Origin of the sequence: Aestuariibius violaceus (assembly GCF_040779325.2) — a bacterium.
GTDB lineage: Bacteria > Pseudomonadota > Alphaproteobacteria > Rhodobacterales > Rhodobacteraceae > Aestuariibius > Aestuariibius violaceus.
Map to the genome: position 1 here is coordinate 1,302,935 of NZ_JBFONT020000001.1, position 25,020 is coordinate 1,327,954.

General features: G+C 64.3%; 25 protein-coding genes. 7 read left to right on the top strand and 18 right to left on the bottom strand.

The features are described from left to right. Positions 1 to 852 (top strand): penicillin-binding transpeptidase domain-containing protein, encoded by an 852-nt coding sequence (locus AADZ90_RS06610; RefSeq protein WP_367308530.1) that lies wholly within the window; start codon positions 1 to 3, stop codon positions 850 to 852. A 284-nt stretch (positions 853 to 1,136) separates the two neighbouring features. Here AADZ90_RS06610 and AADZ90_RS06615 read toward each other — a convergent pair whose 3' ends face one another. From AADZ90_RS06615 to AADZ90_RS06635, 5 genes are all read right to left on the bottom strand, one after another. Further along, the gene (locus AADZ90_RS06615) at positions 1,137 to 2,741 is read right to left on the bottom strand and encodes an ABC transporter ATP-binding protein (RefSeq protein WP_367308529.1); all 1,605 of its coding nucleotides are present in this window, start codon (positions 2,739 to 2,741) and stop codon (positions 1,137 to 1,139) included. Next, positions 2,738 to 3,994: an ABC transporter permease gene (locus tag AADZ90_RS06620; protein ID WP_367308528.1), complete on the bottom strand. Its 1,257-nt coding sequence runs from the start codon at positions 3,992 to 3,994 to the stop codon at positions 2,738 to 2,740. The genes AADZ90_RS06615 and AADZ90_RS06620 overlap by 4 nt, the downstream gene beginning before the upstream one ends. Continuing rightward, positions 3,991 to 5,067 (bottom strand): microcin C ABC transporter permease YejB, encoded by a 1,077-nt coding sequence (locus tag AADZ90_RS06625; RefSeq protein WP_367308527.1) that lies wholly within the window; start codon positions 5,065 to 5,067, stop codon positions 3,991 to 3,993. The genes AADZ90_RS06620 and AADZ90_RS06625 overlap by 4 nt, the downstream gene beginning before the upstream one ends. Continuing rightward, positions 5,067 to 7,004 (bottom strand): extracellular solute-binding protein, encoded by a 1,938-nt coding sequence (locus AADZ90_RS06630; RefSeq protein ID WP_367308526.1) that lies wholly within the window; start codon positions 7,002 to 7,004, stop codon positions 5,067 to 5,069. Before AADZ90_RS06630 ends, AADZ90_RS06625 begins: the two co-directional genes overlap by 1 nt. A 184-nt stretch (positions 7,005 to 7,188) precedes the next feature. Continuing rightward, positions 7,189 to 7,704 (bottom strand): c-type cytochrome, encoded by a 516-nt coding sequence (locus tag AADZ90_RS06635; RefSeq protein WP_367308525.1) that lies wholly within the window; start codon positions 7,702 to 7,704, stop codon positions 7,189 to 7,191. A gap of 126 nt (positions 7,705 to 7,830) precedes the next feature. Here AADZ90_RS06635 and AADZ90_RS06640 point away from each other — a divergent pair, with 126 nt between their 5' ends. Then, entirely contained in the window at positions 7,831 to 8,664 is an 834-nt protein-coding gene (locus tag AADZ90_RS06640) for a prephenate dehydratase (RefSeq protein WP_367308524.1), read from the top strand. A gap of 247 nt (positions 8,665 to 8,911) precedes the next feature. Here AADZ90_RS06640 and AADZ90_RS06645 read toward each other — a convergent pair whose 3' ends face one another. After that, positions 8,912 to 9,889, bottom strand: coding sequence for a DUF808 domain-containing protein (locus tag AADZ90_RS06645; protein ID WP_367308523.1), 978 nt, complete (start codon positions 9,887 to 9,889; stop codon positions 8,912 to 8,914). Between the two features lie 107 nt (positions 9,890 to 9,996). On the opposite strand from AADZ90_RS06645, the gene AADZ90_RS06650 reads away from it, so the two are divergent. Continuing rightward, positions 9,997 to 11,205, top strand: a complete 1,209-nt coding sequence (locus AADZ90_RS06650) for a urate hydroxylase PuuD (RefSeq protein ID WP_367308522.1) — start codon at positions 9,997 to 9,999, stop codon at positions 11,203 to 11,205. After that, positions 11,205 to 11,771 (top strand): GNAT family N-acetyltransferase, encoded by a 567-nt coding sequence (locus AADZ90_RS06655; RefSeq protein WP_367308521.1) that lies wholly within the window; start codon positions 11,205 to 11,207, stop codon positions 11,769 to 11,771. The genes AADZ90_RS06650 and AADZ90_RS06655 overlap by 1 nt, the downstream gene beginning before the upstream one ends. Positions 11,772 to 11,792: 21 nt before the next feature. Here AADZ90_RS06655 and AADZ90_RS06660 read toward each other — a convergent pair whose 3' ends face one another. The 5 genes from AADZ90_RS06660 to AADZ90_RS06680 all read right to left on the bottom strand — a co-directional run bounded on the left by AADZ90_RS06660 (position 11,793) and on the right by AADZ90_RS06680 (position 16,505). Further along, entirely contained in the window at positions 11,793 to 12,866 is a 1,074-nt protein-coding gene (locus AADZ90_RS06660; RefSeq protein ID WP_367308520.1) for a Hint domain-containing protein, read from the bottom strand. A gap of 46 nt (positions 12,867 to 12,912) precedes the next feature. Then, the gene (locus AADZ90_RS06665) at positions 12,913 to 13,245 is read right to left on the bottom strand and encodes a hypothetical protein (RefSeq protein ID WP_367308519.1); all 333 of its coding nucleotides are present in this window, start codon (positions 13,243 to 13,245) and stop codon (positions 12,913 to 12,915) included. Positions 13,246 to 13,465: 220 nt separating this feature from the next. After that, positions 13,466 to 14,014 (bottom strand): Hint domain-containing protein, encoded by a 549-nt coding sequence (locus tag AADZ90_RS06670; protein ID WP_411996955.1) that lies wholly within the window; start codon positions 14,012 to 14,014, stop codon positions 13,466 to 13,468. Positions 14,015 to 14,193: 179 nt separating this feature from the next. After that, positions 14,194 to 15,519: a c-type cytochrome gene (locus AADZ90_RS06675; protein ID WP_411996956.1), complete on the bottom strand. Its 1,326-nt coding sequence runs from the start codon at positions 15,517 to 15,519 to the stop codon at positions 14,194 to 14,196. A 68-nt stretch (positions 15,520 to 15,587) separates the two neighbouring features. Next, the gene (locus AADZ90_RS06680) at positions 15,588 to 16,505 is read right to left on the bottom strand and encodes an ABC transporter ATP-binding protein (protein ID WP_367308516.1); all 918 of its coding nucleotides are present in this window, start codon (positions 16,503 to 16,505) and stop codon (positions 15,588 to 15,590) included. A 93-nt stretch (positions 16,506 to 16,598) separates the two neighbouring features. Here AADZ90_RS06680 and AADZ90_RS06685 point away from each other — a divergent pair, with 93 nt between their 5' ends. From AADZ90_RS06685 to AADZ90_RS06695, 3 genes are all read left to right on the top strand, one after another. Continuing rightward, positions 16,599 to 16,805 (top strand): zinc-finger domain-containing protein, encoded by a 207-nt coding sequence (locus tag AADZ90_RS06685; RefSeq protein ID WP_367308515.1) that lies wholly within the window; start codon positions 16,599 to 16,601, stop codon positions 16,803 to 16,805. 468 nt (positions 16,806 to 17,273) lie between these two features. Further along, complete coding sequence (locus AADZ90_RS06690; RefSeq protein WP_367308514.1) at positions 17,274 to 18,356, top strand: PAS domain-containing protein; 1,083 nt, start codon at positions 17,274 to 17,276, stop codon at positions 18,354 to 18,356. A gap of 45 nt (positions 18,357 to 18,401) precedes the next feature. Continuing rightward, complete coding sequence (locus AADZ90_RS06695) at positions 18,402 to 18,755, top strand: response regulator (protein ID WP_367308513.1); 354 nt, start codon at positions 18,402 to 18,404, stop codon at positions 18,753 to 18,755. A gap of 120 nt (positions 18,756 to 18,875) precedes the next feature. Here the strand turns inward: AADZ90_RS06695 and AADZ90_RS06700 are convergent, their stop codons facing one another. From AADZ90_RS06700 to paaG, 7 genes are all read right to left on the bottom strand, one after another. Then, positions 18,876 to 20,216, bottom strand: a complete 1,341-nt coding sequence (locus AADZ90_RS06700) for a TRAP transporter large permease (protein ID WP_367308512.1) — start codon at positions 20,214 to 20,216, stop codon at positions 18,876 to 18,878. Further along, positions 20,213 to 20,704, bottom strand: coding sequence for a TRAP transporter small permease (locus AADZ90_RS06705; protein ID WP_367308511.1), 492 nt, complete (start codon positions 20,702 to 20,704; stop codon positions 20,213 to 20,215). Before AADZ90_RS06705 ends, AADZ90_RS06700 begins: the two co-directional genes overlap by 4 nt. Before the next feature lie 3 nt (positions 20,705 to 20,707). Further along, entirely contained in the window at positions 20,708 to 21,718 is a 1,011-nt protein-coding gene (locus tag AADZ90_RS06710) for a TRAP transporter substrate-binding protein (RefSeq protein WP_367308510.1), read from the bottom strand. Between the two features lie 120 nt (positions 21,719 to 21,838). After that, entirely contained in the window at positions 21,839 to 22,438 is a 600-nt protein-coding gene (locus AADZ90_RS06715; RefSeq protein WP_367308509.1) for a TetR/AcrR family transcriptional regulator, read from the bottom strand. A gap of 5 nt (positions 22,439 to 22,443) precedes the next feature. Then, positions 22,444 to 23,754, bottom strand: coding sequence for a phenylacetate--CoA ligase PaaK (gene paaK / locus AADZ90_RS06720; RefSeq protein WP_367308508.1), 1,311 nt, complete (start codon positions 23,752 to 23,754; stop codon positions 22,444 to 22,446). A 13-nt stretch (positions 23,755 to 23,767) separates the two neighbouring features. Next, a complete protein-coding gene (gene paaI, locus AADZ90_RS06725; protein ID WP_367309552.1) occupies positions 23,768 to 24,187 on the bottom strand; it encodes a hydroxyphenylacetyl-CoA thioesterase PaaI in 420 nt (139 codons plus the stop codon). Positions 24,188 to 24,189: 2 nt separating this feature from the next. After that, positions 24,190 to 24,975 carry a 2-(1,2-epoxy-1,2-dihydrophenyl)acetyl-CoA isomerase PaaG gene (paaG, locus tag AADZ90_RS06730; RefSeq protein ID WP_367308507.1) on the bottom strand — a complete coding sequence of 262 codons (786 nt, stop codon included), beginning with the start codon at positions 24,973 to 24,975 and terminating at the stop codon, positions 24,190 to 24,192. Positions 24,976 to 25,020 lie beyond the last annotated feature (45 nt).

A 25,020-nucleotide genomic window follows, 5' to 3' on the forward strand; every position in this document is an offset into this window, starting at 1 on the left:
ATGAGACACACAACCTTTGCCGCCGCGGTTCTGACCGCGGTGATGTCGACACTTTTGCCATCCGCCGGCGTCGCCTTCGACAGGGTGCTGGAGAGAGATGCCTTCGAAGGGGCGGTCGGGGACCGGCCTTTGAGCTTTCTGGCCTCCGATCTTGCGGATGGCAGCCGGTGCACGTTGAGCGGCAGCGATTTCGAGACGCGCCATGCGCCGTGGTCGACCTTCAAGATGCCAAACCTGCTGATCGCGCTCGAGACCGGGGCCGCGGATGGATTGGGCGCTGCGCGGGACTGGGACCGGGAACGGCATCCGGCGCGCGATTGGTGGCCTGCTGGGTGGGCCAAGGATCATACGCTGGAGAGCGCGTTCCGCGTGTCGGCCGTCTGGTACTTTCGGGATCTTGCGCGCGATATCGGGACGGAGGCGTATCGCGCGAGGCTCGTGGATTGGGGCTACGGCAATGCCGGGGTTCCCGAGGGGGCGGACGATTTCTGGTTGGCCAACGGGTTGGAGATCTCCGTAGTCGAGCAGGTGAGGTTTCTGGAGCGTCTTTTGCAGGGGGAGCTTGGGGTCTCGGCACCGTCGGTCGCGGCGCTGGCCCAGGCCAGCCTGGAATGGGAGGGGGACGGCCTGTCGCTGCATGGGAAGACCGGTGGTGGGACGCTGGTGCCCGGCGATTTCTCCGCCGGGTTTGAGGGCTGGTATGTCGGCTGGGTTGCGAGAGAGGCCGGGGATCCGGCGGTTTTCGCGCTTTATACGCGGGCGGACAGCTTTGCGGAGATCCGGGTGTTTCGGAAGGAGATGGCGGTGACGTTGCTGGAGGCGTGCGGGTTGCTGCCGGAGGGGGCGGGGTGAGTGTGAAGGCTCGCCGATCCGAGGGCGTGGTGGGGGAAATCAGTCATCCTACGCTTGTTGGATCGGGGCGCTTAGCTTTGAGCTTTGGCCCGGCGGCACCGCCGGGCCGCGCCCGACCCTCCCCCGGGAGGGCGCTCGGTGATGTCGGTCGCAGCTCGAACGGCGTGGATGCTTTGAAGTGAATGCGTTGACGATATCGTTCGAGCGCCCACCCAGGGTCGGGCGCGGCCCTCAATTCTTCGCGGGAGGTATGTTAACCGGGGATGGTGGGGTGAAACCCCACCCTACTCGGCCGCGCGGATTTCGGCATCGAAGGCGGCGGCCATGAGGGCGCGGGTGTAGTCGGTCTGGGGGGCGTCGAAGATCTGTTCGGCGGGGCCGGCTTCGACCACGTCGCCTTGCTTCATCACCATCACCTTGTGGGACAGCGCGCGGACGACCTTGAGGTCGTGGCTGATGAAGAGGTAGGCGAGGCCGTGGCGGCGCTGGAGGCTGCGCAGAAGCTCTACGATCTGGACCTGGACGGTCATGTCGAGGGCCGAGGTCGGCTCGTCCAGGACGACGAGGCGGGGGCGCAGGATCATGGCGCGGGCGATCGCGATGCGCTGGCGCTGGCCGCCGGAAAACTCGTGCGGGTAGCGGTCCATCGTCATGGGGTCGAGGCCGGTCTCTGCCATGATCTCGGCCACCATTTCGCGTTTGTCGCGGCCCGGTTCGGTGCCATGGACGCCAAGCCCCTCGGCGATGATCTGTTCGACCGTCATCCGGGGGCTGAGCGAGCCGTAGGGATCCTGGAAGACGATCTGCGTGTCCTTGCGCAGGGGGCGCATCTGGCGGGCCCGGAGGTTCTGGATGTCGCGCCCGAGGAAGACGATGCGGCCCTTCGACTGGATCAGCCGCATGATGGCCAGCGCGAGCGTCGTCTTGCCCGAGCCGCTTTCGCCGACGATGCCGACGGTTTCGCCTTCGCGGACCGAGAGCGTGGCGTCGTTGACGGCCTTCACATGGCCGACGGTGCGCTTGAGCAGGCCCTTCTGGATCGGGAACCAGATGCGGAGGTTTTCGGTCTCGGCGATGGTCTCGGCCCCTGCGGGGACGGGATCGGGGAGGCCTGTCGCCTCGGCCGAGAGGAGTTTCCGGGTGTAGGGGTGTTTGGGCGCGCTGAAGATGTCGGCGGTGAGGCCCTGCTCGACGATCTCGCCATCCTTCATCACGCAGACCCGGTCAGCGATTTTGCGGACGATCGTCAGGTCGTGGGTGATGAAGAGAAGCGACATATCCTCCTGTTCCTTGAGGTCGGCGAGGAGGTCGAGGATCTGGGCCTGGATGGTGACGTCGAGGGCGGTGGTGGGTTCGTCCGCGATCAGCAGGTCGGGGCCGTTGGCCAGCGCGATGGCGATCATCACGCGCTGGCGCTGCCCGCCGGAGAGCTGGTGGGGATAGGCGCCGAGGCGGGTTTCGGGGTCGCGGATGCCGACCTTGGTGAGCAATTCGATGACACGGGCGCGGACCTTGTCGCCGCGCAGGCCCTGGTGCAGCTCGATCGACTCGCGGAGCTGCTTTTCGAGGGTGTGGAGCGGGTTGAGGGACGTCATCGGCTCTTGGAAAATGAAGCTGATGTCGTTGCCGCGGACCCGGCGGAGATCGTTTTCGGAGGCGCCGATCATCTCCTTTCCGGCATAGGTGACGGAGCCCTCGAGCCGGGCACTGTCGCCGAGGAGCTGGACGGTGGAGAGCGCGGTGACGGATTTGCCGGAGCCGGATTCGCCGACGATCGCGACGGTTTCGCCCTTGTCGACGTGGAAGGACACGCCGCGGACGGCATGGGTGGTCTTGCCGTCCTGGCGGAAGGAGATGCGCAGGTCGCGGACATCGAGGAGGCGGCTCATGTGCGGGCGGCCTCCGGCGTGGCGGCGGGCGCGGTGTCTTCCTCTGGCGAGCCCTCGCCGGTGAAGGTCTTGCGCGGGTCGAACGCGTCGCGGACCCCTTCGAAGATGAAGACGAGCAGCGACAGCATGATCGCGAAGGTGAAGAAGGCGGTGAAGCCGAGCCACGGCGCCTGGAGGTTCTGCTTGGCCTGAAGGGTCATCTCGCCCAGCGAGGGGGCGGAGGAGGGCAGGCCGAAGCCCAGGAAGTCGAGCGTGGCGAGCGCGCCGATGGCGCCGGTGATGATGAAGGGCAGGAGCGTGAGCGTCGCCACCATCGCGTTGGGCAGGATGTGGCGGAACATGATCGTGCGGTCCGACACGCCGAGCGCCTTGGCCGCGCGGACATATTCGAAGTTCCGGGCGCGCAGGAATTCCGCCCGCACGACGCCGACAAGAGCCATCCAGCCGAAGATCACGCTGAGCGCGACGAGGAGCCAGAAACTTCGCCCCAGGATCGCGAACATGATGATGATGACGTAGAGGTTGGGGACGCCATTCCAGATTTCGATGAAGCGCTGGAAGAGGAGGTCGGTCCAGCCGCCAAAATAGCCCTGGATCGCACCTGCGGCGATCCCGATGATCGAGGCGCATGTGGTGACAATCAGGGTAAAGAGGATCGACAGCCGGAAGCCGTAGATCACGCGCGCCAGCACGTCGCGCTTGGTGTCGTCGGTGCCAAGCCAGTTCTGGTCGTCGGGCGGGGAGGGGGCGACGCCGGGGATGTCGACGATGGTGTCGTAGGCGTAGGGGATCAGCGGCCAGATCATCCAGCCTTTGTGGAACTCCGGATCCTCGATCATGTCGAGGCGCGCCTGCTGGATCAGCTCAATGGGGGTGTCGAAACAGTCGATCAGGCCGCCGGTTTCGATCAGGCACTGCACCTCGACATCGGAATAGACCGCCTCGGTCGGGAAGTCGCCGCCGAAGCTTTGTTCGGAATAGAAGCTGAAGACGGGCATCCGAAGCTCGCCGCGGTAGCTGACGAGGATCGGTTTGTCGTTGGCGATGAACTCGGCAAACAGGCTGAGCGTGAACAGGATCATGAAGATGATCAGGGACCAGAAGGCGCGGCGATTGCGGCGGAAGTTGCGCCAGCGGCGTTTGTTGAGCGGCGAGAGGAACGTACGGGGCCGTTCGGGTGCGGCGGGCACCGGCTGAGCGGGCGCGGCCGGGTCCCCATAGCGCTCGGGCGGGATGTCTGGCTGGACACTCATGCGCGGGACTCGAAATCGATGCGGGGATCGACGAGGACATACATCAGGTCCGAGATGATGCCCACGACAAGGCCGATGAGACCGAAGATGAAGAGCGTGCCGAAGACCACCGGGTAGTCGCGGGCGACGGCAGCCTCGTAGCCGAGGCGTCCGAGGCCATCCAGGGAGAAGAGCACCTCGATGATCAGCGCGCCGGTGAAGAAGACGCCGATGAAGACGGCCGGGAAGCTCGCGATGATGATCAGCATCGCGTTGCGGAAGACGTGGCCGTAGAGGACGCGGCTTTCGCTGACGCCCTTGGCCCGGGCGGTGATGACGTATTGCTTGCGGATCTCGTCGAGGAAGGAGTTCTTGGTCAGCAGCGTCAGCGTGGCAAAGCTGGAGATCGTCAGCGCGATGGTCGGCAGGGTGATGTGCCAGAAATAGTCGGCGATCTTGCCGAAGAGGCTGAGCGTTTCCCAATCGTCGGAGGTCAGCCCGCGCAGCGGGAAGATCCGGAGATACGAGCCGCCCGCGAAGAGGACGATGAGCAGGATCGCGAAGAGGAAGCCGGGGATGGCGTAACCCACGATGATCGCGCCCGAGGTCCAGGTGTCGAAGGGCGAGCCGTCCTTGACCGCCTTGCGGATGCCCAAGGGGATCGAGATGAGATAGGCGATCAGCGTCGACCAGAGGCCGAGCGAGATCGAGACGGGCAGCTTTTCGATGACGAGGTCGACGACGGAGATGGAGCGGAAATAGCTCTCTCCGAAATCGAAGCGCATGTAGTTCCAGACCATCTCGAGGAAGCGCTGGACGGGCGGCTTGTCGAAGCCGAATTCGCGTTCGAGTTCCTCGATGAAGTCGGCGGGAAGGCCGCGGGCGCCGGCGTAGCCGCTGTCATTGCCGCCCTGGTTCTCAAAATCGACGCTGCCGGTGATGCCGCCGAGGACATCGCCGCCGCCTTCCATCTGGGCGATGATCTGTTCGATGGGGCCGCCCGGTACGAACTGGATCAGGGCGAAATTGATCAGGAGAATGCCAAGCAGCGTCGGGATGACGAGCAGCAGACGCCTGAGGATATAGGCGCCCATCAGCGGATCGCGCCCGCCTCGCGCAGGCGTTCCGCAGCTTCGGCATCATACCACCAGAAATCGAGCGTTCCGAGGGCAAGGGGCGGCAGGGGGTCGGGATGGTCGTACATGTCCCAGTAGGCGACCCAGAATTCCTGATCTTCCCATTGCGGGATCCAGAAGCCGTGGGCGCGCAGGACGCGGTCGAGGGCGCGGACATGGGTCTGCAGCCCGTCAAGGGTATCGGCCGCGATGACGGCGTCGATCAAACGGTCGATCGCGGGGTCGGCGAGCGCCATCAGGTTGCGCGAGCTGTCCTCTGCCGTGGAGCTGTCGAACCATTGCATCAGGCCGAGCCCCGGTTCGAACCCCTGGCCGAGAAGCTGGTTCGTCAGGTCCCAATCGCCCGAGCGACGGCGTTCGACGTATTGCGCGGTGTCGATCCGTTCGAGCTTGGCGTCGATGCCGACGCGGCGGAGGTTTTCGACATAGGGCGTCACGACGCGGTCGTAGATCGGATTGAACTGGATGATGACGAGTTCCAGCCGTTCGCCCGCCTCGTTGCGGAGGATGCCGTCGTTGCCCGCGGTCCATCCGGCCTCCTGCAGGAGCCGGGTGGCTTCACGCAGGGTGCGGCGGGAGGGGTCGTTGGAGGAGGCCTCGTTGACCGGCGGCAGGACGGCAGGGTCGGTCAGGATCGAGGCATCGAGCAGCCCGTCCTCGACAAGTGGTTCCAGGACGGCGCGTTCCTCGTCCGACGGTTCGCCGACGGCGGCGAGGTCGGAATTGCCCCAGAAGGAATAGGGGCGCTCGTAGAGGCTGTAGAACAGGGTCTCGTTCGACCATTCGAAATTGAACAGCATCCGGACGGCATCGCGGGTCCGGGGATCCTGCCATTTCTCGCGCCGCAGGTTGAAGACGAAGCCGAGGCCGTTGCTGATCGTGCCGTCGGGCAAAGACTCGACGTTCACATAGCCTTGTTCGACCGCTGGGAAATCGTAGGAGGTTGCCCATTCGCGGGGATCTGTTTCGATCCGGTAGGTGTATTCGCCTGCCGTGAAAGCCTGGAAGGCAGCGCCTGCATCGGCGAAATACTCGATGCGGACGCGGTCGAAGTTATTTCGGCCCTGGTTGATCGGAAGGTCCGCGCCCCACCAGTCGGGGTTCTTCGTGTAGACAATGCTGCGGCCCATATCGACATCGCCGACGATATAGGGACCGGTGCCCAGGAAGGGGACGGGCGTGCTTTCATCGAGGCGCGCCTCGTTTTCTTCAAACCACGCTTGCGAGAACGGGTTCCAGATCGCGACGAGGCCCATACGGTCGCGTTTGGGGGCGGCTTCGTTGAACTCGAACCGGATCTGGTTTGGTCCAACGATCTCGATGCTTTCGAAGAAGCCGTCGATCACATTGCGGAACTCGGCGATGCCCTGTTCGAGAAAGAGGTCGATGGTGAACTTCATGTCCTCGACCGTCATCGGCGTGCCGTCAGCAAAGGTCACGTCATCGCGCAAGGTCACGACGACCCAGTCGAGGCTTTCCGGATATTCGACAGTGGTGCAGAGATAGCAATAAAGGCCGTATGGGTCATCGGCCGCACTGATCATCATGTCTTCGTAGAGAAGACCGGTCTGCGCAACGGGCACGCCCTTGCGGGTATATAGGTTGAAGCTGTCGAAGTTGCCTTGGGCCCAGAGGCTGATTTCGCCGCCCTTGGGCGCGTCGAGGTTGACGTAGGAGAAGGGCTCGTCGGGGCCGTATTTCAGCTCTCCGAAATTGGTGTAGCCGTGGCTGACGGTGATGTTTTCATCGGCGCTGTGGCTTTCGCCGAAGACCTGGGTGCCGAGGAGGCCGAGGCCGATGACCAGTCCGCCCAGGGCGATGCCCGCCTGGCGCGTTTTGTCTTTCGCTTTGGAGATGGCGATCGCGCGGGCGGGGCGTCGGCGGGGATGTGTCATATATGGGCACTCCGTCGGCTGAGGTCAGGACTTGACTTGGAAAATGTAGCTAAAGGGCCCGCCGTCCAATGATCAAGGCGAGAATGTGTGATCGGACGTGAGGGGAGGGCGGATGCGCGAAGATGTTATCCCCGGCGTGGCCGGGGATCGTCAGGTCCGAGATTTCGGCCGAAAAAGGCGGCGATCAGCTGCCGCCGATGGTTTCGAGATAGGCGATCAGGTCGGCGCGTTCCTGCGGGCGGGCAAGGCCGGCGAAGCCCATCGACGTGCCCGGCGCCCAGCCGCGGGGATTTTCGAGGAAGCCGTCGAGGTTCTCGGGCGTCCAGACCTCGGCCACCTCGCTGAGTGCGCCGGAATAGCTGAAGCCGTCGACCGCGCCGATGTCGCGGTTCACCACCCCGTAGAGATGCGGGCCGGTGCCGTTGGCGCCGTCTTCCAGCATGTGGCAGGCGCGGCAGCGGCCGTAGACGCGTTCGCCCGCGGCGGGATCGGCGGAGGCGAAGATCTCCTCGAACGGGACGGCTTCTTCTTCGGGTTCGTCCTCGCCGCCTTCGACGGCGATGGAATAGGCCTGTTCTTCATGCTCGTGATACCCGTAGGCGCCGTAGACGATCTGTGCGGTCCAGCTGCCCAGTAGGAACAGCAGGAAGGCGCCGCAAAAGCCGCCGACGATCTTGGTGAGGGTCATTGTGTCGAACATGTCGCGTTCCGTCCCGATCCGATTTCGCGGGCCATGTATCCGCTTCACCGCGCCGGTTGCAAGGTGCTAAGGCGCGACGAAACGCCCAAAAAAGGGCAGTGTTGCGCGCCGGGGGGAGCGTTTCGGATGACAGGGCAGATCGCCTTTCAGGGAGAGTTGGGCGCGTATGGTCACCAGGCCTGCGTCGAGACCCATCCGAAGATGGAGCCGCTGCCGTGTGCCACCTTCGAGGACGCGATCGAGGCCGTCCGCAAGGGGCGGGCCGATCTGGGGATGATCGCGGTTGAGAACTCGACTTACGGGCGGGTCGCGGATGTGCATTCGCTGCTACCCGAAAGCGGTCTGCATATCGTCGAGGAATCCTTTGTCCGGGTGCATATCAACCTGCTGGGCGTGAAGGGCGCGCGGCTGGAGGACGTGAAGCGGGTGCGCAGCATGTCGATCCTGCTGGGGCAATGCCGGGACTTCCTGCGGGAGCACGGGTTCGACCAGCTGAACTGGGCGGATAACGCGCGCGCGGCGCGGGATATCGCGGAGCTGGGCGATCCGGCCGAGGCGGCTTTGGCGTCGGAGCTGGCGGCGGAGATCTACGGCCTCGATATCCTGGCCCGGAAGATCGAGGACCATGACACGAACACCACGCGCTTCCTCGTCATGGCGCGGGAGCCGGATCTGAAGCGGCGGGGGAAGGCCGGGATGATGACCGCTTTCGTCTTCCGCGTGCGCAACATTCCGGCGGCGCTTTACAAGGCGATGGGCGGGTTTGCGACGAACGGCATCAACATGACGAAGCTGGAAAGCTACATGGTGGGCGGAAAGTTCACGGCGACCCAGTTTTACGCCGAGATCGAGGGGCATCCGGACGACCGCGCGGTGCAGCTGGCGATGGAAGAGCTGGATTATTTCACGACGGATGTGAGGCTCTTGGGGGTGTTCCCGGCGGATCCGCGGCGGCGGTAGCAGCGCCGAAAGGCAAAGACTCCTGCAATTTACCCAATGAGTGCCGAGCGCCGGGCGCGCGCCTGACCGGGGGCTGGCGCTGTAACGGTGGAACGACGCGCTTTATGGCAGCCAAGCTCGTCCCACAAATGGAGCGGGCAGTGCGCAGGTGGCAAAGCGCCAGACCGCGGGACGGTCAGGCGCTCGCCCGGCGCGGCGGTGCCGCTTGATCCCGGGCGGGGCGGAGACGCTTGACAGGCTGGAACCTTCAATGCGGCTGGGTCTGCTCTTCCTTCTTACCCGAGAAGGCGGCGGCAAGCGGCAGGATGACCTTGCCGACGACGGGGATCAGGAGGAGGCCGAGGATCAGGCCCAGGATGCCGTCGAGAAGCGCGGTGATGAACCACGTGACGAAGCCTTCTGCGGTGGCAATCGCGGCAGCGGTGGCCTGGGCGGCGTACTTGATCGTCTCGTAGGGCCAGTGCCAACCGAGGTCGTGCAGGCCGTGGACGATGATGCTGCCGCCGACCCAGAGCATCGCGGCGGTTCCGACGGTAGAGATGAAGGTCAGCAGATGCGGCATCCCGGCGACGATGCCGCGGCCGGCGGCACGGGTGGCGGAAAGGCGGCCGCTCTGGCTCATCTTCAGGCCCACGTCGTCGGCCTTCACGATCAGCGCGACGGCGCCGTAGACCACCGCGGTGATCCCGACCGCGACCGCAGCAAGCGTGGTGCCGATAATCCAGGTGCTGTCGCTGTCGATGGCGTTGAGCGAGATCGTCATGATCTCGGCCGAGAGGATGAAATCGGTCTTGATCGCGCCTTTGACGCGCGTTTCTTCAAGGTGGGCGGCGTCGAGGGTTTCGGCCTCCTGCGGGCCATGCTCTTCGTGCGGGACGATCAGGTGCCAGACCTTCTCGGCCCCTTCGAAGCAAAGATAGCAGCCGCCCAGCATCAGGATCGGGGTGATGAGCCAGGGCAGGAAGGCGTTCAAGAGCAGCGCCGCGGGCAGCAGGATCACCAGCTTGTTGAAGGCCGAGGCGCGGGCGATCTTCCAGACGATCGGCAATTCGCGGGCGGCGGGCAGGCCGGTCACGTATTTCGGGGTCACGGCGGCGTCGTCGATTACGACCCCCGCGGCTTTGGTCCCCGCCTTGGTCGCCTGGACGCCGATATCGTCAAGCTGGGTCGCGGCGAGCTTGGCGATGGCGCTGACATCGTCGAGCAGGGTCAGAAGGCCACTCATGATCGCACTCCGGAATTGCTGTCTTGATGGGTCAACGCCATAGGGACGCATTGCGTTTCGTGCAAGGATCGGGTGACTGAGGGGTCGGACCAGACGGAGCGGGCAGGATGTACGATTGGGCGATCCTCATGGAGTGGCTGGAATTCGCGGTGCGCTGGCTGCATGTCATCGTCGGTATCGCGTGGATTGGGTCGTCGTTCTATTTCATCGCGCTGGATCTGGGGCTGAACCGGAGCATTCCCGGCCCCGCGGACGGGGAGGAATGGCAGGTTCACGGGGGCGGGTTCTACCATATCCAGAAGTACCTCGTCGCGCCCGAGCGGATGCCGGAGGATCTGACCTGGTTCAAGTGGGAGAGCTATTCGACCTGGCTGTCGGGGGCGGCTTTGCTGGCGCTGGTCTACTGGCTGGGGGCGGAGTTCTATCTGATCGATCCGCAGGTGGCGGATCTGGCGGTGTGGCAGGCGGTGCTGATCTCTGGCGCGTCGCTGGCCGTGGGCTGGGTGATCTACGATCAGCTGTGCAAGTCGCCCTTGGGCGTCCATGCGACGACGCTGATGGTGGTGCTGTTCGGCGTGCTGGTGGCGATGGCGTGGTTCTACACGCAGGTCTTCTCGGGCCGGGCGGCGCTGCTGCATCTGGGGGCGTTCACCGCGACGATCATGAGCGCGAATGTGTTCTTCATCATCATCCCGAACCAGAAGATCGTGGTGGCCGATCTGAAGGCGGGGCGGGTGCCGGATGCGAAGTACGGTGTGATCGCGAAGCAGCGGTCGACGCATAACAACTATCTGACGTTGCCGGTGATCTTCCTGATGCTGTCGAACCATTACCCGCTGGCCTTCGCGACGCCGTATAACTGGATCATCGCGTCGCTGGTGTTCCTGATGGGGGTGACGATCCGGCACTACTTCAACACGATGCATGCGAGGAAAGGCCAGCCGAACTGGACCTGGGCGGCGACGGCGGTGATTTTCCTGGCGATCGCTTGGCTGTCGGTCGCTCCTGCGCCGGTGGAGGAGGAGGCGGCGATGACCCGGGGGGCGGAGCGGTTCGCAGCGGTTGAGAGCTTTGACGAGATCCACCGGATCGTCACCGGGCGCTGTTCGATGTGCCATGCGGAGGAACCTGTCTGGCCGGGGCTGCACTGGGCGCCGAAGGGCGTGGTGCTGGAGACGCCCGAGCAGGTGGCGGCGGGCGCGCGGGGGATCGCGATGCAATCGGGGTGGAGCCATGCGATGCCGCCCGGCAACCTGTCTTTCATGACGGATGAGGAGCGGGCGGCGATCCGGGCCTGGTACGTGGCGGCGCGATGATGGACGTCCGGCCTCTGACGCAGGATCGCTTCGGCGATCTGGAGGCGCTGTTTGCCGGGAAGGGCTGTTCCTTCGCACGGAGCTGCTGGTGCATGGAGTATCGCCTGTCGGGCAAGCGGGATCTGCCGGACGGCGTGCCGCCGAAAGAGGCCAGGAAGGCGATGCTGCACGATCTGGCGGGGCAGGCGCCCGCGCCGGGGCTGATCGCCTATCAGGACGGCGCGCCGGTGGGCTGGGTGACGCTGGGCCCGCGGGAGAGTTTCAGGCGGCTGGCGCGGTCGCCGGTGATGAAGCCGGTCGACGACGTGCCGGTCTGGTCGGTCGTGTGCTTCGTGGTGCCGTCGGATCGGCGCGGGCAGGGGATTGCCCACGATCTGCTGTCGGCCGCGGTGACATTTGCCCGGTCGCACGGGGCCGAGGCGGTCGAGGGCTATCCCGTCGACAAGGCCGAGCGGTCGCAGCCGCAATGGCTGTGGCACGGCACGCGATCGATGTTCGAGCGGGCGGGCTTTGCCGAGATCGCCCGCCGCACGCCGCAGCGGCCGGTTATGCGGCGCGTTCTTTGAGCGGGCGCGCCCGGGCGTGCGTCAGAGGCTCAGAAGCTGGCCTTCATGCCGCCTCAGCGACGGGACGCGAGAGGGGCCGTAGCTCGCGACATCGTCGATGAGTTCGGGGAAGAGGGCGTAGACCTCTTCAACCTGGTCGGCTTCCATCCTGTCGAGGCCGACCTGGCCCGGATGGAAGCTTTCGGTCGGGGTGCCTTCGGAGAGGATGATTTCATGGCGTTCGAAGAGGAGGTGATAGTAAGTGATCTCTCCCCCCTCGCGCCGATGGATCGTCTCGCCGTTCACGAGGTGCTTGGCGGCGACCAGCACCTCGTCCTCACCAAACAGCAGCTGGGCCTGCCAGCCCGTCACCAGGACGCGGTGCTGCGGCGACACCACAAGTTCGCGCACATTTCCGATGGCGCCGGGGGCGAAGACGATGGGGGCGAACCGGCCCGTTGCGGGCACGGTGCTGGAGCCGATCCAGCGAAGCTGTTCGTCCCGCCCGTCATAGGTCCGTATGAGTGCCCCTACCCGAAGGTCTTCGATTGCCGCGGGCCCCTGCGCCGTCTCGATCAGTGTGCCGGCTGCGAAACAGGCGATGTCGCCCGAGATATCGGAGAAGTCGACGATTCCCCCGTCATCGCTCGAGCTTCCTGTCGCGAAGATGACTTCAATGCTCGTCAGTGGGCCTGGGATCGAAACGGTGATCGAGTCCGGCGCGCCGGACCCCTCGATACCAGGGCTGGAATTGTCGTTCGCTTCGACGGTATTGCCCGTCTGAACATGGTAGCTCTCAAGATCGCTGAAGTTGACCGTGACCGGATTGCCGTTCGCGTCGAATGCATTGACCGTGATCTCGTCGTCCCAGCTGCCGGGGCTCGCATCGAGGTCGAAGATCTCGAATGTTACGTTTTCGACCGGTGTGCTGAAGGTGACGAGGCTTGTTGCCGAAGTTCCATCCGGGAGATTTGACACGGTCAAGCTTGAATTGCCGCCGAAATATCCGACCTCGGGGTCGGAGACCACCGTCAGTGTCGTGCTTTCAGAGCCATCATTGATCGTGGCGGAGCCGTTTGGGCTACCAATTTCTGACCAATCAAAAAGAAATGCCATTTACCTGCTCTTCATCCTTATCCGCGGATCTTGACCCGCCGTGACCTCAACCTTTTTCGATCCTGACACTTTGCGTTCTGCCCACTGCCGTGAACGGATCGTACCGGGACAGAGCCCGTTCGTTTCGGACCTGCGTGTAGTACCGCCGGTCATTGTCTCTTTCGGGAATGGCTGCCCTGAACGCGTCCTGATCGTCCGCCGCGACGAGGATCGGATCACCGGGTTCGGCGGCGAAATCGCGCAGTTCATCCTTGGTGAAGACGATCTGGACGCGGAGGTCGCTGGCCCGCTGTATCTGGATCGGGGTTGTTTCTGCCAGCGCGAGAAGGCGATCCTTCAGGCGTGCGGCAGTTTCTTCCGGCATCAGGAACAGGGCCATTGGCACATCACTTGTTACACAACATTCGGGCGGTACAGGTCGCCCTCAGGATACGGAGCTGGTCTTGCTACTCCGTAAATCCGTATCTCTTTGATCGCTGGACGCGCTGATCTTCACCGACGCACTGAACGTCTTGCCGGTTCGGGCAGGGCGATCGTCGCCCGGTGCCTTTTGGACGGGCACGAAGCGCGCCGCGTGGGAGGTAAACGTATCGTGCATCTCAGGCCGTCGCGATGCCGCCGGCGCCAAAGGACCGGCGCTTTCCCGAGAAGATCGAGCGGACATTCGGCAGCTGTTCGGCCGGGGTCTGCGTGCGCGGGGCGGGCATGGATCCGGTCACGGTGGCGCCGCCTGCGATGATCGTGTGCTCGCCGTCGAGCTCGATCTCGAGATAGGCGACCTGGCCGGCATCGCCGCGATGGATGGCGTCGCCGTCCACCAGGTCGGCGGCGGGGACGAGCAGTTCGGACTGGCCGTAAAGGATCTCGGCCTGGAAGCCGGTGACGAGAACGCGCTGCCAGGGGGCGACGACAAGGTCTTCGGTGTTGCCGATGGCGCCCTGGTCGAAGCGGATCGGGGCGTCGACGCTGTTGCGGCGGGTGACGCTGCGAACGATGCCGGTCTGGCCGCCCTTGGTGTGGATCTCCATCCCCTCGGTCAGCGCCTCGACCGCGACGGGGCCTTTCGGGGTCAGAACGCGGGTGCCTTCTGCCAGGGTGTGGAAGCAATCGTTTGTGTCGTTAGTCATCTTCTGGGCCAATGCAGTCATGGGTCAAACTCCAAAAACTCTTTACTGCTTGACCTTTACCTAACGGTCGCTTGTGGCCGGTCTGGGAGGCGTTTGGGGCAAGTTAGTGATTTGTTCTGGGCGCGGTTGCGGAGAATGCGGCAGATCCCGGATGAGTGGAAAACCGCCGATCAAAGCCAGCTATGCTGCGGAATTGGGCACTATTTGGCGTCTGCGGGAGCCGTCCGTTCCTTAAGAAATGCGACGAGATCGGCACGATCCTGGGGGGAGGCGATCTGCTGCATGGGCATTTTGGAGCCGGGGGTGAGGACGTCGGGACCCACATCGAAGAGCTGGTCGATCGTGTCTTCGCCCCAGACGAGGTCGCTGCCGGTCAGAGCGTCGGAATAGGCGTAGCCGTCAAGCTCTCCGGCCCGGCGGCCGAAGACGCCGTAGAGCGTCGGGCCCGCGCGGCGTTCCCCGTCTGGGCCGAGCGTGTGGCAGATGGAGCATTTGCGCAGGAATTGCCGTTCGCCGTTCGAGACTTCGTTCGGATCGGTGTGAAAGGCGCGCGGCGCTTCGGCCATGGCGGGCAGGGTCTCTTCCCCGTCGAGGGGCCAGAGATAGGCCTCGTCCGCGATGCCGCCGGCGATCAGGCCACCTTCTGCAGTGAAGGCAAGCGCCCAGATCGGGCCGTTCACGGCGGCGCGGAAGTCGCGGGTGATGGTCCAGTCGGCGGTGTCGACCACCATGATGTATCCCTCCCCGTCGCCGACGGCGAGGTGCTGGCCGTCGCGCGAGAGGGCCATGGAGAGGATGGGCCGGCGTTCGAGGGTGAGATCGGCCAGCTCTTCCCCCGTCGCGAGATCGAGGATGCGGGTGCCACCATCGACGGCGCCATAGGCGAGCCAGCCGGGGCCGAGCGTCAGGCGGTTCACACCAAAGCCGTGTTCGGCCAGCGTTCGGGTTGGCGCGTCGCTGGCGGTGTCCCAGAGATAGACCGCGCCGTCGGCCCCGGCCGAGATCAGATAACCGTCTGCCGTCCAGATGATGTCATTGACGCCGGAATCGTGGCCGCTGAGGACGGTATTGTCGCCGCTCGTCAGATCCCAAAGGCGGATCGTCCCGTCCCAGCTGGCCGAGGCGAGGGTTTGGCCGCCGGGATGCGGGGCGACGGCGGTGACCTTGCCCTGGTGGCCGTTGAACTGGCGCTCTGCCGTTCCGTCGGCGAGGTTCCAGAGGATGACGGCGAAGTCGTCGCCGCCGGACGCCGCCCGGTCATCCGCGAGGAAGACCACGTCGTTTACCGCGGCCCTGTGCCCGTCGAGCCAGACCGGCGCAGCGTCGTCGCCGACCGGCCAGAGGCCCACGGCGTAGTCGAAACTGGCGGTCAGGAGGGTCGCGCCGTCCTCCGAGATGGCCACGTCCATCACGGGGCCGCCATGGCCTTCGAAAGTGCGGAAGGCCTCGGTCTGGGCTTTGAGCGGCAGGAGGAGGGCGAGGCAGGCGGCGAGGGCGAGGCGGGGTTTCGGATCGCTTTGGGGCATCGGCTCTCCCTCTCTGGCGGCGTCGAGGGGACTGTCCGCCAGCCGTCCGGTCTTCGTCAAGATAGGGGTCAGCGGGTCAATTCAAGGAAGACGTCCTCGAGATCGGCCTCGCGGGTTTTGACGTCTCTTATGGAGATGCCGGAGGCGCGGACGGCGTCGAGGATGGCGTCGGCGCTGGTTTGCGAGGTGCGGTAGGTGAATTCCATCTGGCCGTCGGGGCGGGTGTCGAGCGTGGCGCCTTCGGGCGGGGTGACGTTGCCCGGTTCCTTCGGGAGGATGACCATCGTCTTCTTGTCGAGCGATCCCAGAAGGTTGGCAGTCGTGTCGCGCGCCCGGACCTCGCCCTGGTGGATGATCGCGATCTCGTCGCACATCTGTTCGGCCTCTTCGAGGTAGTGGGTCGTCAGGATGATCGTCATGCCTTCCTCGTTCAGGCGGCGGACATTGCGCCAGAGCATGTTCCTGAGTTCGATATCGACGCCCGCCGTGGGCTCGTCGAGGACAAGGATCTGGGGCGAATGGACCAGCGCCTTGCCGAGCAGCAGGCGGCGGCGCATGCCGCCCGAGAGCGATCGGGCATAGGCGTCGGCCTTGTCGGAAAGGCCAATGAGATCAAGGATTTCGTCGGTGCGGCGTTCACCCTTGGGCACGCCGTAAAGGCCCGCCTGCACCTCGAGCGAGCCGCGGGGGGTGAAGAAGGGGTCGAGGTTCAGCTCCTGCGGCATGACGCCGATGGAGGCGCGGGACTGGCGGGGGTTCACGTCCTGGTCGAAGCCCCAGATCTTGACGGTTCCGGCGGTCTTGTTGACGAGACCGGCGAGGATGTTGATCAGCGTCGACTTGCCCGCGCCGTTGGGACCGAGCAGGCCGAAGATCGCGCCGCGGGGGATCGTCAGGTCGACGGATTTCAGAGCCTCTTTCGGGGGTTGCCGGTTTGAGGCGGCGTAGGTTTTGGTGAGGCCGGAGATCTCGATGGCGGGCGGCATGGGCAGTTCCTGTTGCGCGGGGCGGCGCGGGCGCTATTGTCCGCGCTTACCTAACAGGGGGCGCGGCCCCTGCAAGTGCAAGGACCCGATGTTATGGATGCGCCCGAAGTCAAGATCGTGACCGCCTACCGGATCGCCTGCGACGGCGGGGAGGGGGCTTTGGGCCATCCGCGCGTGTGGCTGCAGATCCCGATGGACAAGGGCTGGGTCGAGTGCGGTTATTGCGACGCCCGTTATATCCACGAGGATCATCTGGACGAGGTGCCCGAGGATGTGCGGGAGGGGCGGGCCGTCTCCTGACGTGGCCACAGGTGTGACCGGATCGTAAGCGGACCGGACGGTGGGGGGCGCGGTGCGGAACGGCGACCCACCGCGAATCGGCCGTTAATTCAGGGAAATCAGGGGTTGGGGGCGTGTCGGCACCTGGTCGGCATCGCGTCGGCTTTCCGTCGGACATTCAAGCGCAACATCGCCCGGTAGCGGAGCGTTCTGCTGCGGTGCAGCGCAACTCTTCACGTGATGGACGAGAAATGCGGGGATTGCTTCAGGCCATGGGACAGGCAGGCTGCCTGCCAAAAAGGCATTCCCGGGTGTCAATAGGTATAGATCAGTATGGCTGTCACCTTAAATTGACAAAGCGGGGGTCGCCTTAGATACTGCTGGGACTGCTGCTGTCGTGACCTCTTGTTGAAACCTCGTTCCGCCGTGGCGGAGCTGGGGTTTGCTTTGGGACCTGGCTCAGCTTTTCCGAACATCGGAGGCACGGAGATGACAGATCCCAACACCGAAAGCCCGGTTTCCTTTGCCGGAATGAGCCTGCTGGAGGCTCTGGCCAAAGCACCTATTTCGATCGTCCTGACGGACCCGCGTGCCAAAGACAATCCGATCGTTTACGTGAACGATACTTTCACGACCATTACCGGCTACGCCCGGGACTTTGCCATCGGGCGCAACTGCCGGTTTCTGCAGCAGGACGATAGAGATCAGGAGGCGATCAAAAAGCTGCGCGCGGCTATCGCGAGTGAGAAAGAAGCGGTTGTCGATGTCAGAAATTACCGGCCCGACGGAGAGATGTTCTGGAACAGGCTCATGATCTCGCCCCTCGTCGGAGAGGACGGAACGGTGCTTTACTTTGTTGGCCTGCAGCTTGAGATCGAGGTTTCACCGGACGAGCAGAAGGTGCGGCAAGATCGCGAAACGCAACGCGCCCTTGAAGAGATACAGCACCGGGTGAAGAACCACCTTGCCATGGTGGTTTCCATGATCCGGCTGCAATCCCGGGGAAGTGGTGAGGACCCCAAGCAGGACTTCAACATGCTGGCCCGGCGCGTGGAGACGCTGCAACTGCTCTACGAGGAGCTGTCCGGACAGGACGAGATCAATCAGACCGACGGCGAAGAGACCGTGGCGCTTGGCGCGTATCTGTCCCGCGTGGCGAATGCGGTCGCGCATCTGGACGGCCGCAGCGGGGTGCGGGTCAATATCGATGCCGAGAAACTGCGTGTGCCGTTCCAGACGGCGACGCAGCTTGGGCTGATCCTGTCCGAACTGATGACGAATGCGCTGCAACATGCCTTCGAGGACCGCGATGAGGGCCTGCTGGAAATCGAGGCCAAGACGCTGAGCAACGGCGTGTTTCGGCTTGTCGTCTCGGACGACGGTGTCGGCATCTCTGATGACGTGAACTGGCCGGCGGATGGCAAGCTGGGCGGGCGCATCATTGAAAGCCTCGTTCGCGGTCTTGAAGGAAATCTCGATGTCGCGGCTGGCGATGTGCAGGGAACGACCGTCAGGCTTGACGTGCCGAAGGCGGGGGTCACCGTCCAGGCCGAAGAGACCGTAGATGCCTGAGGTTTCGCGTCTTATCTCTTGCCCGGCCCGCTGTTAGACGGCGTCATGGCGAATCCCCGGAAAACCGTTCTTCTGGCCGAAGACGACGCTTTGGTCGCGCTCGATCTGAAGGGTCACTTCATCGAGCATGGCTATGCCGTTCTCGGGCCGTTCGCGAAAAGCGCGGCGGCGGCGGAGGCGATCGGGCGGCACAAGCCCGATATCGCGATCATCGACTTTCATCTTCAGGACGGCACGGCCGAAGGCCTTGCCGCGGCGCTGGAGAAGGCCGCGGTGCCCTATGCGATCGTCACGGTCGCATCGCAGGACAAGCTGCCGAAAAGCGTGTCGCCGATCGGGTTCTTCGAGAAGCCGTTCGATATCGTGCAGCTTTCCGATCTGGTCTCGGACGCGCCGTAGAGCGCGCCTGGGCCTGGCGCGGCCGGTCTGTCGAGGCTGTCCCGCTCGAGTGCGGTGAAGGAGCCGATGCGGATCCGGGGATCTGCCTTCGGTGTCCGGCCCCTCCCCTCCGTCCGGCGGTCAGGACCCTCCGAACCCCAATACGCCCATCGGCAGCAGAAGCGCGAAGGCCGGCAGGGCGATCAGGATGATCAGGCGGACGATGTCGGCGAGCCAGAATGGCGTGACACCCCGGAAGATCGTACCGGTCGACACGTCCGGCACGACCGAGCGCAGGACGAAGACGTTGAGCCCTATGGGCGGCGTGATCAGCGAGATCTCGGTCACGACGACGACGATGATGCCGAACCAGATCAGCGCCGTCTCGCCCGTCACGTCGCCTTCGAAGAAGCCCAGGGATGCGATGAGGGGGGCGAAGACCGGCACGGTCAGCGTGATCATCGACAGGCTTTCGAAGACCGCGCCCAGGATCAGATAGATCACCATCATGATGGCGAGCACCGTGAACGGCTCGAACCCGTTGCCCTGGACCAGCGCCAGCAGATCGTCGGGCAGCCCGGCGCGGGTGATGAGCCGGTTGAAGATGTCGGCGCCGATCAGAAGAACGAAGAGCCCGACCGAGGTCTTGACGGTTTGCGCAAGGGCACTGACCAGGCCGGACCAGCTGAACCGGCCGATGGCGATGGAAATCAGGATCGCCCCGAAGGCGCCGACGCCCGCGGCTTCGTCGGCGGTGAAGATCTGCCCGTAGATGCCGCCGATGATGATGACGAAAAGGATCAGGATCGGGATCACCCGGATGATGCTTTTGCGGGCTTCGGCCGCATCCATGGCATCGCCGGCCGGGCCTGCCTTCGGATTGCGCCAGACGACGAAGGCCACCGCGAAAAGGTAGAGGACGATGCCGAGCAGCCCGGGCAGGATGCCGGCGAGGAACAGCTTGCCGATGGATTGGCCGGTCAGGAAGCCGTAGATGATCAGGATGATGCTCGGCGGGATCAGGATGCCGAGCGTGCCGCCCGCGGCGACCGAGGCCGTCGAGAGCGTGTCGTGATAGCCGTATTTGCGCATCGACGGCAGCGCGACCTGCGACATCGTGGCAGCAGTGGCGAGCGACGAGCCAGAGACGGCGGAAAACCCGCCGCAGGCGAGGATCGTCGACATGGCAAGCCCGCCCGGCAGGCGGCCCACCGCAGCATAGGCGGCGCGATAGAGGTCGTGCGCCATGCCGCTTTGCGCGATCAGCATGCCCATCAGGATGAAGAGCGGGATCACCGAGAGCGCATCGTTCTGGGTGACGTCGAGGATCGAATCCGCCGCCGGCCCGAGCCCCGCGGACCAGCGCCCGTCCCGCAGATAGACGAACCCGATCGCGCCGACGCCGCCCATCGCGATGCCGATGGGCACCCGCAGAAGGACAAGCCCGATGACGATGGCAAAGGCGATGAGGGAGACGGTCATCCTTTGCGGCCCATGACCATCCGGGCCAGCGTATGAAGGCCGAGGATCACACCGGTCGCGAACACCGTGGCGGCGATGAAGTAGACCAGCGGGTATTCGGGCAGGAACAGAAGCTCGCTGGTGGTGCCGCGCTCCTGGAACCGCGCACCGCGGAGATAGAGCCAGTAGCCCATGGTCAGCAGTGCCACGGTCATCAGGAGGCCGATCATCCGGTCGCGCCAGAAGGCGGCGCCTTTCGAGAAGAAGCCGTCCAGCAGATCGACGTCGATCTGTTCACCGCGCAGCGTGACGACCGGGAAGGCCAGGAAGATCGAGCAGGCCAGAAGGATTTGTGCGATGTCCTGACGCCCGAAGATCGGGGAATTGAAGACGTAGCGCCCGATGACCTCTGCCACCGTCAGGCACATGAGCGCGATGAGACAGATTGCGCTGAGGGTGAGAAAGATGCGGGCGAGCCAGGGGCCCGCCCGACCAAGCATCGCGGCCATGCGTTACTGGCTGCTGTATTCGGCCATCGTCGACCGGATGATTTCGAGCGCGGCATCGGCGTCGACGCCCTTGGCACGGACCTCTTCCAGCACCGCGTCCTGAATGCTTGGGACAAGCGCGTCGAACTTGGCCGAGGCATCGCCTGTCAGGTCGATGACCTGGCCGGTGCTTTGCTGCGCTTCGATGCCGCGCATGTTGCCTTCGTCCCAGGCGCTGCCGGCAAAGGCCGAGAAGTCTTCGCCAAGCGCGGCCTGGATGGCGGCGGCATCTTCTTCGCCGACGGAGTCCAGAAACTCTTCACTCATGATGATCGAGAAGGAGCCGCGGTAGAAGCCGCCCGGCACGCGGTAGGTGTAGGGCAGCACCTCGGTCAGGCGCAGGATGGCGATCGTGTCGCCGGGAAAGAACGTGCCGTCGGCGACGCCGTTGGCAACGGTTTCATAGACCTTGGGGGCGGCGACCTGCACGCCCGCCATGTCGAGCCCGGCAAGCACATCGCCCATCACGCCACCGCCGGACCGGATCTTGAGGCCCGCGACCTCATCCAGCGACGACACTTCCTGCGACAGATGCAGCATGCCGGGCGCGTGCACCATCATGGCCACGGGCACGACACCATCGTGTTCGTTCGCTTCCCCCAGGATTTCCTGGTGCGCGCGCCAATGGGCGGCAGAGGCGGCGGCGCTGTCGCCTTCAAGCCCGGGGATTTCGATCAGCTTCGTGGTGACGAAACGGCCCGGGTTGTAGCCGTGAAAGATCCAGGCGGCATCGGCGCCGCCGTCCTCGATCAGGTCGGCCTGGGACGGGGGTGAGGCCAGTTGATATTCGATCTTGCCTGTCACCCGGCCATCGGTCGCGGTTTCGATCCGGCTGATGAATTCGGGCCAGACAATCTCGTTCATGATGTGGGTGGGCGGCAGCCAGGACGAGATGACCATCTCTTTCTCGGCAAGCGCCGAGGTGGCCGTGACCCATGTGGTGACGGCTGCGGCCGCCAATGTTGAAAGCTTCATGTTTTCCTCCCCTTTGTTCTGGATTTCCAGACGACTCCCTGCGAAAACCGTTACATAAACCGACCGGTTGGTCAATAAAAAATCAGTAATGTGAGAAGAGATTTAAGCTGCTGATTTTGATCACTTAAATCCGTTCACGCCGTTCAATGTGAGATCCGCGATCGACGTGGCATAGTCGATGCGGGCGTCGATCGTCGCATGGGGATGCCACATGTAGAACCAGTTCAGCATCCCGAAGACCGACATGGTCACGGCGTGGCACCGCTTCTTGTCCTGCCCAAGGGTGGCGGGGGCGCAGCCCTGGAGGATGCCCGAGACCAGACGGACGAGGTCGCGCTGGTAGCCCTTCAGAACCTCCTGCTTTTCCGGGGCGAGCAGCGGCAGACCTTCGCTTTGGATTTTGTGTTCGTTGTCCATCCCGTCATAGGCCAACAGAAACTCGCTCGTGATCGTGTGCAGCTGGTCTTGCGGTGCCATCCCGGCGCGATCCAAGCCGCAGACCCGGTCCCGCAGTTCGGACAGGTAGCTGTCGAGGATGTCGAAGACGATGTCGTCCTTGCTGGAATAGTAGTGATAGATGTTGGCCTTCGAGATCCCGCAGGCCCGTGCGACCTCGTTCATCGAGGCGCGCGCGATCCCTTCACGGGCAAAGACTTCGGCCGCGATCTTGAGGATGTGGCGGCGCTTGTCGTCATGGTCTTTGGCGATGGTGCGAACCAAATCGTCTACTCCTTGGGCCGTTTGTCGATGACGCGGCGGGCTTTGCCCTGGCTGCGTTCCACGCTGCCGGGTGTGCCGACGGTTACCGTGGTCGAGACGCCGATGACGCTCTTGATCTTGTGGGTCAGGGCCTTTGCCGCGACGGCGCGGGCCTGATCGGAGGCGGCCTTGTCCGTTGCCTCGACATGGACGACCATCGCGTCCATCCGCCCATCGCGGGTCAGCTCGATCTGGAAGTGCGGCGCCAGTTCGGGCATCGAGAGCACCTGTTCCTCCACCTGCGTCGGAAAGATGTTGACCCCCCGCAGGATGATCATGTCGTCCGAGCGGCCGGTGATCTTTTCCATCCGCCGCATGGACCGCGCGGTGCCCGGCAGCAGCCGCGTGAGGTCGCGCGTGCGGTAGCGGATCATCGGCAGACCTTCCTTGGTGATCGTGGTGAAGACCAGCTCGCCCATTTCGCCGTCGTGCAGAACCTCGTCGGTCTCGGGGTCGATGATCTCGGGGTAGAAGTGATCCTCCCAGATGTGCAGGCCATCCTTCGTTTCCACGCATTCGTTGGCGACACCGGGGCCGAGGATTTCAGAGAGGCCATAGATGTCGACGGCATGCATGTCGAAGGCTTCTTCGACCTCGGCCCGCATGGCGTTGGTCCAGGGTTCGGCACCGAAGATTCCGACCTCGAGGGAGCACTTGCGCGGGTCGATCCCCGCCTTTTCGTATTGCTCGAGGATGTTGAGCATGTAGGACGGCGTGACCATGATGGTCGTCGGCCTGAAGTCTTCGATCAGCGTGACCTGGCGTTCGGTCATCCCACCTGAGACAGGCACGACCGAGCAGCCCAGCCGTTCGGCCCCGTAATGCGCGCCAAGCCCGCCGGTGAAGAGGCCATAGCCATAGGCGATATGCGCGATGTCCCCCGGTTTCGTGCCGGAGGCCCGCATCGACCGGGCCACCATATCGGCCCACATGTCGATATCGTTCCGGGTGTAGCCGACGACCGTCGGCTTGCCGGTGGTGCCCGAGGAGGCGTGCAGGCGGACGATCTGTTCGCGCGGGACGGCGAACAGCCCGAATGGGTAATTGTCGCGCAGGTCGCTTTTGGTGGTGAAGGGGAACTTCGCCAGATCGGTCAGCGCATGCAGGTCGTCCGGATGCACGCCCGCCTGGTCGAACCGCTGTTTGTACATTGGCACATTGTCGTAAGCATGCCGGAGCGACCATTGCATCCGTTCAAGCTGGAGGGCGCGGATCTCGTCAATGGACGCGATCTCGATCGGATCCAACGTTGTGGGAGATGGGGCCAGGTCTTTCATCTTGTCCTCCCGGTCATTCCTCGAAAAGGGCGCCTTGCACGGTGCGCGAACAGCCCCTGAATTCGGCGATCGTCACGCCGTCCTGATTCCGGACGGTGACGTCGTAGATGCCGTTGCGCCCGGTCAGGCCGACCTCTCGCGCCACGGCGGTCAACCGGTCACCCAGCCGGGCCGGGGCCGCGTAGGTGATGGTGTTGTGCTGGGCGACGGTGTTCTGGTTGCGGCTGTTGCAGGCGAAGGCGCTGTCGGCCAGCGAAAAGGTGATGCCGCCGTGGCAGATCCCGTGGCCGTTCGTGTGATGCTTTTCGACCGTCAGCGAGAGCGTGGCGGTGCCTTCGTCCACGCGGTCGATCCGCATGCCCAGCCAGGCGCTGGCCTTGTCACCGGCCCACATGGCCTCGGCGGATCGTTCGGCGCGTTCCTTGGGTGTCATCGTCATTGGCCCCTGAACCGGGGCGCGCGCTTGTTCAGAAAGGCGGAGACGCCTTCCGAATAGTCCGCCGTTTCGCCGCAGATTTTCTGGTAGCGCGCTTCCAGTTCAAGCTGCTCATCCAGCGTGTTGGTGGCCGCGGCATGGATCGCCTTCTTGGTGTGGGCAAACCCTCGGGTCGGCCCGTTGGCGAGCTTGCCGGTCAGCGCGCGGGCCTCCGCCATCAGCTCTGCGGCGGCGACGGATTTCCAGATCAGTCCCCAGGCTTCGGCCTCGGCGGCGGTCACGGGCGTCCCCGTCATGGCAAGCGCCTTGGCGCGCGCCGGGCCAAGGATCTGGGTCAGGCTCCACGTGCCGCCGCCATCGGGAACCAGGCCGACATTGGCGAAGGACTGCACGAACCTGGCGGTGTCCGCGGCCAGCACGATGTCGCAGGCCAGCGCCACATTCGCCCCGGCCCCGGCGGCCACGCCATTGACGGCGCAGATGACCGGAAACTTCGCATCCCGGATCAGGCGGACGAGCGGGTTGTAGAAGGTCGTCAGCGTGTGGCCGAGATCCGGCGGGCCATCCATCCGGGCCGGGTCGCGGTCGCCAAGGTCCTGACCCGCGCAGAAACCGCGCCCCGCCCCTGTCAGAAGGACCGCGCGCTTTCCATCGGTGATGGCCCCCTCCAATGCGGCGCGCAGGGCCACATGCATCTCGTCATTGAAGCTGTTCAGCTTGTCGGGACGGTTCAGCGTCACTTCCACCCACGATCCGTGGTCTTCGCATAATATCGTGCCCGACACCGAACTCTCCCTTGCAATTCAAATTGCCTCGGTTTACCCCTGATT

Bases quoted from the DNA above. Each gene is read 5' to 3' on its own strand.
- AADZ90_RS06675 (WP_411996956.1), bottom strand. From the start codon at position 15,519: ATGCCCCAAAGCGATCCGAAACCCCGCCTCGCCCTCGCCGCCTGCCTC.
- AADZ90_RS06650 (WP_367308522.1), top strand. From the start codon at position 9,997: ATGTACGATTGGGCGATCCTCATGGAGTGGCTGGAATTCGCGGTGCGC.
- AADZ90_RS06690 (WP_367308514.1), top strand. From the start codon at position 17,274: ATGACAGATCCCAACACCGAAAGCCCGGTTTCCTTTGCCGGAATGAGC.
- AADZ90_RS06705 (WP_367308511.1), bottom strand. From the start codon at position 20,704: ATGGCCGCGATGCTTGGTCGGGCGGGCCCCTGGCTCGCCCGCATCTTT.
- AADZ90_RS06635 (WP_367308525.1), bottom strand. From the start codon at position 7,704: ATGTTCGACACAATGACCCTCACCAAGATCGTCGGCGGCTTTTGCGGC.
- AADZ90_RS06630 (WP_367308526.1), bottom strand. From the start codon at position 7,004: ATGACACATCCCCGCCGACGCCCCGCCCGCGCGATCGCCATCTCCAAA.
- AADZ90_RS06620 (WP_367308528.1), bottom strand. From the start codon at position 3,994: ATGAGTGTCCAGCCAGACATCCCGCCCGAGCGCTATGGGGACCCGGCC.
- AADZ90_RS06610 (WP_367308530.1), top strand. From the start codon at position 1: ATGAGACACACAACCTTTGCCGCCGCGGTTCTGACCGCGGTGATGTCG.
- AADZ90_RS06710 (WP_367308510.1), bottom strand. From the start codon at position 21,718: ATGAAGCTTTCAACATTGGCGGCCGCAGCCGTCACCACATGGGTCACG.
- AADZ90_RS06645 (WP_367308523.1), bottom strand. From the start codon at position 9,889: ATGAGTGGCCTTCTGACCCTGCTCGACGATGTCAGCGCCATCGCCAAG.
- paaI (WP_367309552.1), bottom strand. From the start codon at position 24,187: ATGACACCCAAGGAACGCGCCGAACGATCCGCCGAGGCCATGTGGGCC.
- AADZ90_RS06660 (WP_367308520.1), bottom strand. From the start codon at position 12,866: ATGGCATTTCTTTTTGATTGGTCAGAAATTGGTAGCCCAAACGGCTCC.
- AADZ90_RS06700 (WP_367308512.1), bottom strand. From the start codon at position 20,216: ATGACCGTCTCCCTCATCGCCTTTGCCATCGTCATCGGGCTTGTCCTT.
- AADZ90_RS06640 (WP_367308524.1), top strand. From the start codon at position 7,831: ATGACAGGGCAGATCGCCTTTCAGGGAGAGTTGGGCGCGTATGGTCAC.
- AADZ90_RS06615 (WP_367308529.1), bottom strand. From the start codon at position 2,741: ATGAGCCGCCTCCTCGATGTCCGCGACCTGCGCATCTCCTTCCGCCAG.
- AADZ90_RS06695 (WP_367308513.1), top strand. From the start codon at position 18,402: ATGGCGAATCCCCGGAAAACCGTTCTTCTGGCCGAAGACGACGCTTTG.
- AADZ90_RS06625 (WP_367308527.1), bottom strand. From the start codon at position 5,067: ATGGGCGCCTATATCCTCAGGCGTCTGCTGCTCGTCATCCCGACGCTG.
- AADZ90_RS06680 (WP_367308516.1), bottom strand. From the start codon at position 16,505: ATGCCGCCCGCCATCGAGATCTCCGGCCTCACCAAAACCTACGCCGCC.
- AADZ90_RS06665 (WP_367308519.1), bottom strand. From the start codon at position 13,245: ATGGCCCTGTTCCTGATGCCGGAAGAAACTGCCGCACGCCTGAAGGAT.
- paaK (WP_367308508.1), bottom strand. From the start codon at position 23,754: ATGAAAGACCTGGCCCCATCTCCCACAACGTTGGATCCGATCGAGATC.
- AADZ90_RS06685 (WP_367308515.1), top strand. From the start codon at position 16,599: ATGGATGCGCCCGAAGTCAAGATCGTGACCGCCTACCGGATCGCCTGC.
- AADZ90_RS06655 (WP_367308521.1), top strand. From the start codon at position 11,205: ATGGACGTCCGGCCTCTGACGCAGGATCGCTTCGGCGATCTGGAGGCG.
- AADZ90_RS06670 (WP_411996955.1), bottom strand. From the start codon at position 14,014: ATGACTGCATTGGCCCAGAAGATGACTAACGACACAAACGATTGCTTC.